We start from the raw sequence: 12,432 nt of genomic DNA, 5'->3' as shown, positions 1-12,432 counted from the left end.
CATGCAGCTCAACATCGACCTCAACGGCCGTGAAGTACTGGTCACAGGTTCGGAAAAGTCCGCCCGGCAGGCAGTACGCCGTTACCAGGCAGCCGGCGCCATCGTCTATCGCCTGAGCGTTCCCGACGGCGGCCCGAATGACGGTCCCTTGCCCGAGCGTCCGTTCCTGGTGGCGGCAGTGGACGACGGCGAACCCGGCTGGGACGCGCTGCTTCAGCGCTGCCGCGAGGCTGGCATCCCGGTATCAGTTGAACCGCCGGCGGGACCGGAGGGACACGTCACCCTGGTGGGCGGCGGCCCCGGCACGGTGGATCTGCTCACGGTGGGAGCAGTGAACGCGCTCCGGGATGCCGACGTCGTCTTCTATGACCGGCTGGCCCCCTGCAGCGAGCTGACAAGGCTGACCAGCGGAGAGCTCGTGGATGTCGGCAAGACGCCGGGCCACCACAAGGTCGGCCAGCGCGACATCGAAAAGCTCATGGTCGAGGCAGCCCTGACCGGCAAGAACGTGGTCAGGCTCAAGGGCGGAGACCCTTATGTCTTCGGCCGGGGCGGCGAAGAAGTAGCTGCCTGCGTTGCCGCCAACGTCCCGGTTCGCGTGGTTTCCGGTGTTACGAGCGCCATCTCAGTGCCTGCCGCGGCAGGAATCCCCGTAACCCATCGCGAAGTCAGCCACATGTTCACCGTGGTCTCCGGTCATGCCCCGCTGACGGAAAAGGAACACAAGCACCTCGCGGGCCTCGGCGGAACCATCGTTATCCTGATGGGTATCGGCACGCTTCCCCAGCTCGCAGCAGGTCTTCGCCGAGCAGGCATGCAAGCTGACATGCCTATGGCTGTGGTCGAACGCGGTTACCGTCCCGGGCAGCGCACCACCATTGCCGACCTTGGAAGCATCGTTACTGCGGCGACGGACTGCAGCAACCCCGCTGTCCTGGTGATTGGCGAGGTGGTTCGGGTGGCTGAAGCCAACCGCAATCATGCCGAAGCGGCGGCCGATCTCGACCGCCTGGCGGCTTCCCTGTTGGAGGCGTGAAAGGAAATTCCATGAGCCTTGTTAAGACACTTCCTGCAGAGGTCGCGGCGCCCGCCGCGGCCCTGCAGGCATCTGCCCCACAGGAGACCGCCGCACTCGATCCGGTGGAAGCCCCCCTGGATGGTTTCCGCATCGGCGTTACTTCCCATCGACGCTCCCGGGACCTCATTGAAGCCCTGGAGCGCCGTGGCGCTGAAGTCCTGCATGCACCGGCGCTGAAAATCGCGCCGGTCCAGGAGGACGTACGGCTGATCGAAGACACGCGTGCCATCATCACCGCCCAGCCGGACATCTGCATCGCGACGACGGCCTACGGGATGCGCCGCTGGTGTGAGGCTGCGGACTCCTTCGGAATCGGCGAGCAGCTCCTCGAGACGCTGTCCGCCTGCCGGATGTTCGTCCGTGGCCCCAAGGCACGGGGCGCCGTGCGCGCAGCCGGGCTTGCCGACGTCGGAATCAGCAGTGACGAGACCACCGCCACGCTGGTGGACATGCTCCTGGCCGAGGGCGTCCGGGGAAAGACCGTGGCGGTGCAGCTTCACGGCTACACCGATGTGCGGCAGCTTGAGCGGCTCCGGATGTCGGGAGCCAATGTGCTGACCGTGACGCCGTACCGCTGGGTCAAGCCCGACGGCGAGGACAGGCTGCCCCGCCTGATCGAAGCCGTATGCAGCGGAAACCTGGATGTCCTAACCTTCACCAGCGCGCCCGCCGTGGACGCCATGTGGAGCACAGCCCACGAGATGGGCATGTACCGCCAGCTGATTGAGAGCCTCAAGGGCACCGTTACTGTTGCCGCCGTCGGCCCGGTCACCGCGCAGCCACTGGTCGACGCCGGACTCACTCCCCTGATTCCGGAGCGCTACCGGATGGGCGCCCTGATCCGCCTCGTCTGCGAGCACCTGGCCCTGAACCACGTCCGCAGGCTTGACACCCGCAGCGGAAACATCGAGCTGCGAGGCCGCTCACTGCGGATCAATGGCGAGGCGGTGGACCTGGCTCCCGCGCCCCTGCTGTTGCTCCGGGCCCTCCTGGGCGCCGGCGGCGCGGTGCTGTCCCGGGAGTCCTTGTCCGAACTCCTGGAACTGCGCGGCTCCGTCCATGCGCTGGACATGACGGTAAGCCGACTGCGGTCCTCGTTGCCTGACGGAAAACTCGTCGAGACAGTCGTCAAGCGGGGGTACCGGATCCGCGTCTGAGTCCGCCTGGCATGTCCGCCTGCCAGCCAAGAGTCAGTGCGAATGCCTCGTGCCAGCACTGTGCTGGTGCGGGGCATTTTCATGAGTGGACAGGACGCCCCGACCACTAAGTGTGATGCACGTTATTACCGGCCGGTAAACATCAGCGAACGGCCAGTCCCCGGAGGGCAACAACGGGGAAACACCGCCGAAAAACCGCGCCCCTACGCTGGAGCCAAGCACGTACCCACCAGGTCAATCCAGCGAAAGGGCCACTCCCATGTCCGCCACCGCATCCACCACGGCACCCAATCCAACACGTATCGTCATCGCCGGTGCGGGGCAATCCGCCCAGGCCCTGGTGCGGCAGTTGGACCGCAAAGGCTTCACCGGCAGCATCACCGTCCTGAGCAACAGGGACGACTGCACCGAAGAGCTGCTCCAGCTGGCCGCCCTCCCGCAGGTGTCCGTCCGCTTCGGGCAGCCAGCGGCGTTCATCGACCCGGAAGGGCACAGCGTCACCACCGCCGACGGCATGGAGTTCCGCTATGACCTGCTCGTGATCGCTACCGGTGCGGCCCCGGCCCTTCCCCCTGTCGAGGGTGCCACCCGCTGCCTCAGCTACTCCACCGTTGACGATGCCGCCGGGATCGGCAAGGCCGTCAAGGAGGTCACGCGGGTTTTGGGCCGACGCCCCTTGGGAATCCTGGTGGGTACAGGCCCGAGCGCAGGTCAGGCCGAGGCCGTTCTTCGGGCCCGCGGTGTCCGCCCCATCCGGACAACTGAGCGGCCTGCCGCCGTCGTCCCCACCGTGGCAGGCTCCGTGCTGCCGGCCGCGGGAATCCTGTTTGAGGACGGCAGCAGGATGAACGCCGACCTCGTAGTTTTGGCAGAGGAACGGTCGCCGAAGGACGAGCTGGCGCTCAGCGCCGGACTGCGCACCGCACCTGGCGGCGGAATCGCCGTGGCCAAGGACTTCAGCACCACGGTTTCGGGAATCTGGGCCATCGGGGACGCGGCGTCGTTCGACGGCGTCCGGCTTGGCCTCATGGTGTCCGCCGAGGCGGCAGCCGGGATTTGCTCGGCGCGCCTGCTCGAAGAGAGCGGCCAGTTGGCCGACCGGCCGCAGGTGGCTGCCTAGGGTATTCGATGTGGCCCATTTTCCCTGTGGCAAGATGGTCACCTGACGAGCCGTGATCAACGCGGCATCCCTAGCCCACAAGGCCCGCCACGGAAGGACCGCCATGAGCATCGACGCCGCCACGATCGCCTCCTACATCGACCACACCCTGCTCAAGCCCGAGGCCAGCGAAGCCGAAATCCTCAAGCTCTGTGCCGAGGCGGCCGAGTACCGCTTCAAGTCGGTGTGCGTGAATCCCGTGTGGGTGAAGACCGTGGTCAAAGCCCTCAAAGGCACGGGGGTCCTGACGTGTTCAGTGGTGGGTTTTCCGTTCGGAGCCACCCCCAGCGACGTCAAGGCCTTTGAAGCGCGAGGCGCCGCGCTGGACGGAGCCGACGAGATCGACATGGTGATCAACATCGCCGCCGCACGCGCCAACGACAAGGGAACCTTGGTAGACGACATTACGGCTGTCGCCGAGGCTGTCCATGCAGGTGAGGCCATCCTCAAGGTGATCATCGAGACCGCCCTGTTGAGCGATGAACAGAAGGTTCTCGCATGTGAAGCGGCGGTCGAGGCAGGCGCGGACTTCGTCAAGACCTCCACGGGCTTCAACGGCGGAGGTGCCACCGTCGAGGACATTGCGCTGATGCGAAGCACTGTCGGCCCGGACATGGGCGTCAAGGCATCGGGCGGAGTGCGATCCCTCGCCGACGCTCAGGCTATGATTGCTGCAGGTGCAACACGTATTGGCGCCAGCTCCGGAATTGCCATCGTCGGCGGTGAAGCAAAGGGTGAACAAGGTTCATCCGCCTACTGACGAGCGCCCGCAGCCGCCACAGTTTGAGCCCCGCGGGGCCGAGGAGGAATCAATGTCCAGGAACGAAGCAGCGTCCAGGAACGAATCAACGTCCAGGAACTCAGTCAGCACGCCCGTCGAGAACGAGAACAGCCTCGCCTCGAGCCTGGCCATCTTCGCGATCATGATCGCGCTGTTCCTCGGCGCCATCTACTCCCTGTCCTTCCTGACGCTGGACAACCCGTGGCCTATGGCAGTCTGCCTCGTCCTGTTCGCCCTGGCCTTCTGGATCCCGCAGACCATCCTTGGCCGCTCAGACTCCGCTGGCGAAAGCTAAGACTCACGCATTTACCCAACTGGCTCGCAGTTGTGGTCGTTAAGACGAGTTTTAACGACCACAACTGCGAGTCAGTTGCTTAACGAGGCGCGCTAAAGCATCCCCACAAGGCTCTTGAGCAGCGCGGTCGCCGCTGGAACGTGGGACTCTGCCAGTGACCAGGCAGCCACGCACAGGCCAACCATCGCGTAGCCGCTGACCGGAATCAGGACCAGCCACTCCCGTTTGGAGCCTGCCCTGCCCAGCAGCGGCACGGACAATGCCCCGTTGGACCTCCAGATATCGTTCAGCACGGGAATCTTCCGCCAGAACTTCGGTGGCTTGATGACGATCGGCCAGAGCAGGGGTACTCCCCCGGTTGTCACGAGGTCTCCCACGATGTGCACCACCACGCCCGCGAGCATGGACAACGGCAGCCAACTCCACTGTTCCGGGGCGAACCACGTCACCAGTCCCGCCATCACAAGGGCGAAGATCCAGTTGCTGATCCAGCCGGATTTCGGGAAGAGCTTGAGCGCCTTCGCCGCCAGGTTGATCATGAGCATGCACAGCACGCCGGCGCCGACCGAAAGCGTCCCGACCGCCGTCGAAACCTGGAACTGAGAGGCAACCGCCGCGAGGACCACAAACACAGAGGCGCCCAGGAGCGAGTGCGTGCCCTGGCGGTGCCCGCCGCTAAGCTTCTCGATTCCGGCCGCCACCACATTGGACACCGGGGGCAGCGAGTGCGCCACAGTGCTGTGGCGGTGGTCCCAGTCGCAGACCAGGGCGGTGCCCGCCGTCGTCATACCGCCGATCAGGATCCCGGTGGCGTCCAGCGGATACCAGCCCAGGGTGTAGGGGCCGGTCGAGGCAATGGCTACCCACGCCGCGGCTCCAGACGCGGCGTGGTGTCCCCCCATCACGGCTTAGCCGCCAGCCGGTACGGCGGAAACAGTCGCGTCCGAGAAGACGGCAGCGATCACATTGTTGGCCCACTCGAGGATCTCGGCATCCTGAAGGTCCCGTCCGCCAATCCTGGCAGTCTTGGGCTTGGGAACCAGGACGGCGTCCAGCGCCGGCTTGGCCTGGGACCCCGGGTACATGCGGTTCAGGCGCATGACCTTGGATTCGGGCAGCTGCGCCGGAGAGAACCGAATGAAGTTGCCTTGGAGTGCGACGTCGGTCAGTCCGGCCTCGCGGGCACCCACCCGGAAGCGGGCGACGGCGATCAGGTTCTGTACAGGCTGCGGCGGCTCGCCGTAGCGGTCCACGAGCTCGGCCAGCACCTCGTCGATGCCCTCATTGGTGGTAGCGGCGGCGAGCTTGCGGTAGGCCTCGAGCCGGAGCCGCTCCCCCGGAACGTAGTCATGCGGCAGGTGCGCGTTGACGGGCAGCTCGATCTTCATGTCGGCGGCCTTCTCCTCAGCCTCACCGCGGTAATCAGCCACGGCCTCGCCCACCAGGCGGATATAGAGGTCGAAGCCGACACCCTGGATGTGGCCTGACTGCTCGCCGCCCAACAGGTTTCCGGCGCCACGGATTTCCAGGTCCTTCATGGCCAGCTGCATCCCGGCGCCAAGCTCATTGTGCGACGCCACGGCCTTGAGCCGTTCCAAAGCGACCTCGCCGAGCGGCTTCTCCGACGGGTACAGGAAATAGGCGTAGGCCCGTTCGCGTCCGCGACCCACACGGCCTCGGAGCTGGTGCAGCTGCGAGAGTCCGTACTTGTCCGCACCGTCCACAATCAGGGTGTTGGCGTTGGAGATGTCCAGGCCGGTTTCGATGATGGTAGTGCACACCAGGACATCAAAGCGCTTCTCCCAGAAGTCCACGATGATCTTTTCAAGGCGGCTCTCGGACATTTGTCCGTGGGCAACCTCAATCCGGGCCTCGGGCACGAGTTCCCGGAGCTGGGCTGCTACGCGCTCAATGGAGGAGACGCGGTTGTGGACGAAAAACACCTGACCCTCACGCATGAGTTCACGCCGGATCGCGGCGGAGGTCTGCTTGTCCGTGTACGGGCCGACATATGTCAGCACCGGGTGGCGTTCCTCCGGCGGCGTGGCCAGCGTGGATGTTTCGCGGATGCCGGTCAGGGACATCTCGAGGGTACGCGGGATCGGGGTAGCACTCATCGCCAGGACGTCCACGTTGGTGCGCATCTTCTTCAGCGCTTCCTTGTGCTCCACGCCGAAACGCTGTTCCTCATCCACGATCACCAGGCCAAGGTCCTTGAATTCGAACTCCTTGGACAGCAGACGATGCGTTCCGATGACGACGTCGACTGAGCCGTTCTTCACGCCCTCGGAGGTTTCCTTGGCCTCCTTGGTGCCCTGGAAACGGGACAACGGCTTGACCCGAAGCGGAAATCCGGAGAACCGCTCCGTGAAGGTCTCATAATGCTGCTGCGCGAGGAGCGTGGTGGGAACCAGCACGGCCACCTGCTTGCCGTCCTGGACCGCCTTGAACGCAGCCCGCACGGCAATCTCCGTCTTGCCGTAGCCGACGTCGCCCGAGACCAGCCGGTCCATGGGAATCTCCCGCTCCATGTCGGCCTTGACCTCGTTGATCGTGGTCAGCTGGTCCGGCGTCTCGACGTAGGGGAACGCATCCTCCAGCTCACGCTGCCAGGGAGTATCCGTACTGAAGGCGAAGCCGCGGGAGGCCATGCGTGCCGAGTACAGACGGATGAGCTCGCCGGCGATTTCCTTGACGGCCTTGCGCGCCTTGGACTTGGTGCTCGCCCAGTCCGCGCCGCCCATCTTGCTCAGCGACGGCGTGTCACCGCCTACATAGCGGGTCACCTGGTCCAGCTGGTCCGTGGGAACGAACAAACGGTCCCCGGGCGCGCCCCGCTTCGATGCCGCATACTCCAGGACGAGGTATTCGCGGACGCCTTCAGAATCCTTTGAGCCGCCCGCGACCTTCCGCTGGATCAACTCCACGAACTTACCGATACCGTGCTGTTCGTGCACCACGAAGTCGCCGGCGTGCAGCTGCAGCGGATCCACGGCGTTCCGGCGCTTGGACGGCATGCGCCGCATGTCCTTCGTGGAACTGGCCGAGGTGCGGCCCAGCAGGTCTGCTTCAGTGAGCAGCGCCAGTTTGAGCCCGTCCAGGACAAAACCGCGTCCGACGGCGGCAGTGGTCACCTCGATGAGGCCTGCCTGCGGCTCCTTCTCCAGGGATTCCACCCGACTGCAGGGGATGTCGGCGTCGTGGAACAGCTCGGCGAGGCGCTGAGCTGGACCGGGACCGTCGGTGGCCACCACAATCCGCCACTGGTCCCTGACGTGCGAGCCGATGAAGTCTAGCATTTCGGCCACATCGCCCTGATAGCCCCTGGGTTCCCGCGCATGCAGGTTCAAGACGTCGATGTCCAGGACGAGGTCCTCATCCGTGGCGAGGGACGTAATGGACCACCAGGACACTTCGTGGCCGAGTGCGGCGCTGCGTGTGTCCCTGAGGGAGCGGAAGCTGGCTGCATGGAGGTCGGTCGAATGTCCGGAGAGGAGATCAAGCGGAGCGGAGCCGCCGTCGGAGGCAGTGGACCACGCTGCCTCGAGGAACTCCTCGTTAGTGGCTGCGAGGTCGTGGGCACGGGTGCGGACCTTTTCCGGTTCGATGATCACGGAAATGGAGCCGGCCGGCAGTTGTTCGACGAAGGGCACCATGGCGTCCACCAGCACGGGAGCCAGTGACTCCATGCCCTCAACGGCGATGCCGCCGGCGATTTTCTCCAGCATGTCGGCCGCTGCTGGCATTTCCGCCTTGAGTTTGGCGGCACGGGACATCACCGACGGTGTGATCAGGATTTCCCGGCAGGGAGGTGCATGGAGCTCGGTGGGGTGGTGCACGGCCGGGCCGGACAGCGAGCGCTGGTCGGCCACGGCGAACCACCGCATCTGGTCTACTTCATCGCCGAAGAACTCCACCCGGACAGGATGGTCCTCGGTGGGAGGGAAGACGTCCAGGATTCCGCCGCGGACCGCGAACTCACCGCGGTGGGTCACCATGTCCACGCGTGCATAGGCCGCATCGGCGAGGCTCCGGACCACCTCGGAAAAGGGCCTCTCCTGCCGCACCTTCAAAGTGACGGGGACCAGATCCCCCAGCCCGGCCACGATCGGCTGGACCACGGCGCGAACGGGAGCGACCACCACGCGGAGCGGCTGCGGGAAGCCGGACGCCGTCGAGGATTCGGGGTGCGCCAGGCGGCGCAGCACGGATAGTCTGCGGCCCACTGTGTCGGAGCGCGGCGAGAGCCGTTCGTGCGGAAGGGTCTCCCAGCTCGGGAAGGCCGCCACGGCGTCGGCCGGGAGATAGGCACCCAAGGCCGCTGTGAGGTCTTCGGCTTCCCGTCCCGTGGCCGTCACTGCCAACACCACCGGTGCGGCGCCTTCGGCCCGCCCCTCCGCTTCCAGCCCGTCAGCCATCTCCGCCAAAAGGGCAGCCCGCAGGCCGGGAGGGGCGCTGATCTGGTAGTCGTTGCTGCGCCCGTCGAAGCTTCGGGCCGCTTCCGTCCGGACACGCGCGAACGTCGCGTCCTCCGCCAAAGCGCGGCGCAGACCGTTGAGGCTCATGGCTGAGACTCCCTCATGGCTCAAACTCCTAGGGTGGGTGCTGGGCGGGCAACACAAATGCCCGGAATTTTTCGAACAAACCCCGGGTCGTTCCAGATTACCCCGCCCCTACCCCTCGAAGAGTCCCGTGGCGGGCATCACCGGCCATAACCCGTAGGATGTTGGTTGCTAATAAAGCCCCAAGCCTGACTTACACGGAGGACCCATGGCCCTGAGTGCATCCACAACCCTGCCGCACAGCGTTGACCGCGTCACAGCAACATTCGTCGATGAAGATTTCCTTCGCCACACCAGCGAATACGTTGGCGGCACCCTGGAATCCTTCGCGATCGAGGGCGACGTCGCTGGTGCGTTCACCACCATCACGGTGCGCACCCTTCCCACCACCCGCCTGCCGGAGATCGCCCGCAAGTTCGTCGGCGAGAAACTCACGGTGACCCAGACGGAGAAGTGGGAGGCTCCGGCAGCCGACGGTTCCCGCGTCACTGACATCGCCCTGAAGATTTCCGGCGCTCCCTTGGACGTCTCGGCCATCCAGCGTTTGGTGGCTGAGGGCGGCAGCACCCGCGTGGAGCTGGAAGGCAACGTAACCTCGTCCGTGCCGTTCCTCGGCGGAAAGATTGCCGAAGCCGCAGAGCCGATGGTGGGCAAGGCGCTGAACATCCAGTCCCAGCAGGCCCAGGCCTGGCTGGAAAGCCACTAAAGCCCGGTGGAGCTGCCTGCAGCCCTGTCCTGGATCCTGGTCATTGCCGGCGTCTGGTCCCTCGTGGTGTGGCCGCAGTTCCTTCGGCGCGTCTTGAAGGATCCGCGCGCCCATGACGCCTCAGGCAAGGCCACGAAATTCCTGACCGTCCATGTTGTGCTCGTGACCATTTCAATGGTCCTGGGGGTCGCAACGGCGGGGATCGGGATAGCGGCCCTGCTGCCCTAGGTTATGCAACGCCCCGTTCCGCGAGTTACTTGATGAGCTCCTCAAGGAACTCGCGGAACAGGGGCCGGCTATTTACCGGACTTTGAGACTGCCTGGCCCAGCGCATCCTCCGCGGCCACCCAGGAAATCATGGCGCACTTGACCCGCGCAGCGTAGCGTGAGACACCTTCGAACGCTGCCGCGTCCCCTAGGACCTCGGGGTCCGCGGTCACCTTCCCGCGGGACCGCAGCATATCCCTGAACGTGGCGATGACGCCGGTGAACTCACCGATCTCCATACCCTCCGCAAGATCGGACAGCACCGAGGCCGAAGCCATGGAGATGGAACAGCCCGCCCCGTCCCAGCGAATCTGGCTGACATGCCCGTCACTCACCGCAACCCGGACGGTGATCTCGTCTCCGCACACAGGGTTCAGCTGATGCGACTGCCCTGACGCCGCTCCTTCCGGAGCTGCAGTCGAGGCCAGTCCGCTGCCGTGCCTGCTCTTTGAATGGTCGAGGATAACCTGCTGGTACAGCTGTTCGAGGCCCATGCCGCTTCCTTACGCTCCGAAGTATCCACGGACCGCGGCAACACCCTCAAGGAGGGCGTCGACGTCGTCGGTGGTGTTGTAAAGATACGTGCTGGCACGGGTGGTGGCCGTCAGCCCGTAGCGGCGATGCAGCGGCTGTGCGCAGTGGTGGCCCACCCGAACGGCGATACCCCTGCTGTCCAGGAACTGTCCGACGTCGTGCGCGTGGACACCCTCGACGTCGAAAGACGCCAGCCCCAGCCGTTCTACGCCGGCCTCCGGGCCGAGGACCCGGACGCCCGGAATACTGGCGAGGCCCTCCACGAGGCGCATGCCCAGCACTGACTCCCATTCGTGGATCCGGCCCATGCCGGTCTCCGTCAGGTAGTTGGCGGCCGACGCCAGGGCAATTGCCTGCGATATCTTCTGCGTGCCCGCCTCGAAGCGCTGCGGCGACGGGAGGAATTCCGCTTTCTCCATTGTGACGGTGGTGATCATGGAACCGCCCGTGAGGAACGGGGGCATTGCATTGAGCAGCTCCGACTTGCCGTAAAGCACGCCGACGCCGGTAGGGGCCAGCATCTTGTGGCCGGACAGCACGGCGAAGTCGACGTCAAGGTCCTTCACGTCCAGGGGCATGTGCGGCGCCGACTGGCACGCGTCGAGCACTACGAGCGCGCCCACGCCATGGGCCAGGCGGACCAGGCGCTCGACCGGGTTGATGGTCCCCAGGACGTTGGAGGCGTGCGTGAAGGCCAGGATGCGCGTGCGGGGTCCCACGATGCTTTCGGCAGCTTCCAGGTCCAGCACGCCGTGATCGTCGACGGGAATGTACCGGACGATGGCACCAGTGCGCTGCGCCAACTGCTGCCAGGGAATCAGGTTGGCGTGATGCTCCATTTCCGTCACCACGATTTCGTCCCCCGAACCCAAGGCGAACTGCGCGGCTTCCGGAGCTGCTCCCGGCAAGGAAGCGTTGAGGAACGAATAGCTAAGAAGGTTCAGCCCCTCTGTGGCGTTGGACGTCCACACCACCTCGTCCCAATCGGCTACGATGAAGGATGCCACAGTGGCACGTGCGTCCTCGAAGCCTTCGGTCGCTTCCACGGCCAGGAAATGGGCGCCACGATGCACGGCCGAGTTCCGCTGCTCGTAGAACTCCTGCTCCGACTCGATCACGCTGAGCGGGTTCTGCGACGTCGCGCCGGAATCCAGGTACACAAGCGGCATCCCGTTAACCGGCTGCTGGAGGATCGGGAAGTCATTGCGGATGCGAAGGACCTCTTCGTTTCCCAACTGTGCCGCCGAGGGGAGGCCAACAGAGGGGAGGAGATGGGCAGGTGTAGCGACCACGGCAGGGGCTCCTGTGTCGGCACGGACAGCGGCCCAATTTGCCGACTGCCGGAGCCTGGCTAATTAGGTCACAATAACTGAACCTAATTATCCCATAACCCGAAAGGCCGTTTGTGAATCTTCTGTGAATCACAACCAGCTTCCCTGGGTCCATGATCCCGTTTTGATCGGCTCCACTATGAGTCCCAGCTCAGTTCGGAGTGCCGTACTGGAGGTGTGGACAGCAGGAGGAAGGTACACGACCTCGACGCCCACAGCCGTGAAAGACTCCTCAAGTCGCCGGCCTTCCGGGGTGCCCCTCCAGTCATCACCCTTGAAGAACATGTTGAACCTGAGCTCTTCCCACACCTGCATTTCGTCCCGGACTGTTTCGGCAAACACCATGTCCACGTAGCCGACGTTTCGCACGATCTCCATGCGTTCCGCGAGCGGAACCACCGACGGGCGGCCCTTAACCTGTTCCAGGATCTCGTCGGACACTACGCCGGCGATCAGATAGTGGCAACGGCTCTTGGCATAGTTCAGGACGTTCAGGTGGCCCACATGGAACAAGTCGAAAGCGCCTGGCACGTACGCTACTTTGAGGTCCATGCCGAGGCGT

General features: G+C 64.9%; 12 protein-coding genes. 7 read left to right on the top strand and 5 right to left on the bottom strand.

What is annotated here, in order from left to right:
• Position 1 precedes the first annotated feature (1 nt).
• From cobA to J7E82_RS11110, 5 genes are all read left to right on the top strand, one after another.
• Complete coding sequence (cobA, locus tag J7E82_RS11130; protein WP_214862673.1) at positions 2–1,036, top strand: uroporphyrinogen-III C-methyltransferase; 1,035 nt, start codon at positions 2–4, stop codon at positions 1,034–1,036.
• A gap of 11 nt (positions 1,037–1,047) precedes the next feature.
• Entirely contained in the window at positions 1,048–2,235 is a 1,188-nt protein-coding gene (locus tag J7E82_RS11125; RefSeq protein ID WP_251041763.1) for a uroporphyrinogen-III synthase, read from the top strand.
• 259 nt (positions 2,236–2,494) lie between these two features.
• The gene (locus tag J7E82_RS11120; RefSeq protein WP_214862672.1) at positions 2,495–3,355 is read left to right on the top strand and encodes an FAD-dependent oxidoreductase; all 861 of its coding nucleotides are present in this window, start codon (positions 2,495–2,497) and stop codon (positions 3,353–3,355) included.
• Positions 3,356–3,458: 103 nt separating this feature from the next.
• Positions 3,459–4,154 (top strand): deoxyribose-phosphate aldolase, encoded by a 696-nt coding sequence (gene deoC / locus J7E82_RS11115; protein ID WP_214862671.1) that lies wholly within the window; start codon positions 3,459–3,461, stop codon positions 4,152–4,154.
• 52 nt (positions 4,155–4,206) lie between these two features.
• The gene (locus J7E82_RS11110; RefSeq protein ID WP_214862670.1) at positions 4,207–4,470 is read left to right on the top strand and encodes a hypothetical protein; all 264 of its coding nucleotides are present in this window, start codon (positions 4,207–4,209) and stop codon (positions 4,468–4,470) included.
• 92 nt (positions 4,471–4,562) lie between these two features.
• Here J7E82_RS11110 and J7E82_RS11105 read toward each other — a convergent pair whose 3' ends face one another.
• Both J7E82_RS11105 and mfd read right to left on the bottom strand, forming a co-directional pair.
• Entirely contained in the window at positions 4,563–5,372 is an 810-nt protein-coding gene (locus J7E82_RS11105) for a metal-dependent hydrolase (protein ID WP_214862711.1), read from the bottom strand.
• Positions 5,373–5,378: 6 nt separating this feature from the next.
• Positions 5,379–9,035, bottom strand: a complete 3,657-nt coding sequence (gene mfd / locus J7E82_RS11100; RefSeq protein WP_214862669.1) for a transcription-repair coupling factor — start codon at positions 9,033–9,035, stop codon at positions 5,379–5,381.
• A 205-nt stretch (positions 9,036–9,240) separates the two neighbouring features.
• On the opposite strand from mfd, the gene J7E82_RS11095 reads away from it, so the two are divergent.
• Together J7E82_RS11095 and J7E82_RS11090 are read left to right on the top strand one after the other, a co-directional pair.
• Positions 9,241–9,738, top strand: coding sequence for a DUF2505 domain-containing protein (locus tag J7E82_RS11095; protein WP_214862668.1), 498 nt, complete (start codon positions 9,241–9,243; stop codon positions 9,736–9,738).
• Between the two features lie 6 nt (positions 9,739–9,744).
• Positions 9,745–9,966 (top strand): SCO4848 family membrane protein, encoded by a 222-nt coding sequence (locus tag J7E82_RS11090; RefSeq protein ID WP_214862667.1) that lies wholly within the window; start codon positions 9,745–9,747, stop codon positions 9,964–9,966.
• A gap of 68 nt (positions 9,967–10,034) precedes the next feature.
• Here J7E82_RS11090 and sufU read toward each other — a convergent pair whose 3' ends face one another.
• From sufU to J7E82_RS11075, 3 genes are all read right to left on the bottom strand, one after another.
• The gene (gene sufU / locus J7E82_RS11085; protein WP_214862666.1) at positions 10,035–10,499 is read right to left on the bottom strand and encodes a Fe-S cluster assembly sulfur transfer protein SufU; all 465 of its coding nucleotides are present in this window, start codon (positions 10,497–10,499) and stop codon (positions 10,035–10,037) included.
• A gap of 9 nt (positions 10,500–10,508) precedes the next feature.
• A complete protein-coding gene (locus J7E82_RS11080; RefSeq protein ID WP_214862665.1) occupies positions 10,509–11,831 on the bottom strand; it encodes a cysteine desulfurase in 1,323 nt (440 codons plus the stop codon).
• A gap of 129 nt (positions 11,832–11,960) precedes the next feature.
• Complete coding sequence (locus J7E82_RS11075; RefSeq protein ID WP_214862664.1) at positions 11,961–12,422, bottom strand: adenylyltransferase/cytidyltransferase family protein; 462 nt, start codon at positions 12,420–12,422, stop codon at positions 11,961–11,963.
• Positions 12,423–12,432 lie beyond the last annotated feature (10 nt).

This window comes from Arthrobacter sp. ISL-30 (assembly GCF_018613855.1).
GTDB lineage: Bacteria > Actinomycetota > Actinomycetes > Actinomycetales > Micrococcaceae > Arthrobacter.
The sequence above is the reverse complement of the archived record's forward strand: the minus strand, read 5'-3'. Positions and strand labels throughout refer to the sequence as shown.

Excerpts from the sequence above, each read along its gene's own strand:
- J7E82_RS11105 (WP_214862711.1), bottom strand. The coding sequence starts at position 5,372 with ATGGGGGGACACCACGCCGCGTCTGGAGCCGCGGCGTGGGTAGCCATT.
- J7E82_RS11075 (WP_214862664.1), bottom strand. The coding sequence starts at position 12,422 with ATGGACCTCAAAGTAGCGTACGTGCCAGGCGCTTTCGACTTGTTCCAT.
- J7E82_RS11095 (WP_214862668.1), top strand. The coding sequence starts at position 9,241 with ATGGCCCTGAGTGCATCCACAACCCTGCCGCACAGCGTTGACCGCGTC.
- J7E82_RS11125 (WP_251041763.1), top strand. The coding sequence starts at position 1,048 with ATGAGCCTTGTTAAGACACTTCCTGCAGAGGTCGCGGCGCCCGCCGCG.
- deoC (WP_214862671.1), top strand. The coding sequence starts at position 3,459 with ATGAGCATCGACGCCGCCACGATCGCCTCCTACATCGACCACACCCTG.
- sufU (WP_214862666.1), bottom strand. The coding sequence starts at position 10,499 with ATGGGCCTCGAACAGCTGTACCAGCAGGTTATCCTCGACCATTCAAAG.
- J7E82_RS11120 (WP_214862672.1), top strand. The coding sequence starts at position 2,495 with ATGTCCGCCACCGCATCCACCACGGCACCCAATCCAACACGTATCGTC.
- mfd (WP_214862669.1), bottom strand. The coding sequence starts at position 9,035 with ATGAGCCTCAACGGTCTGCGCCGCGCTTTGGCGGAGGACGCGACGTTC.
- cobA (WP_214862673.1), top strand. The coding sequence starts at position 2 with ATGCAGCTCAACATCGACCTCAACGGCCGTGAAGTACTGGTCACAGGT.
- J7E82_RS11110 (WP_214862670.1), top strand. The coding sequence starts at position 4,207 with ATGTCCAGGAACGAAGCAGCGTCCAGGAACGAATCAACGTCCAGGAAC.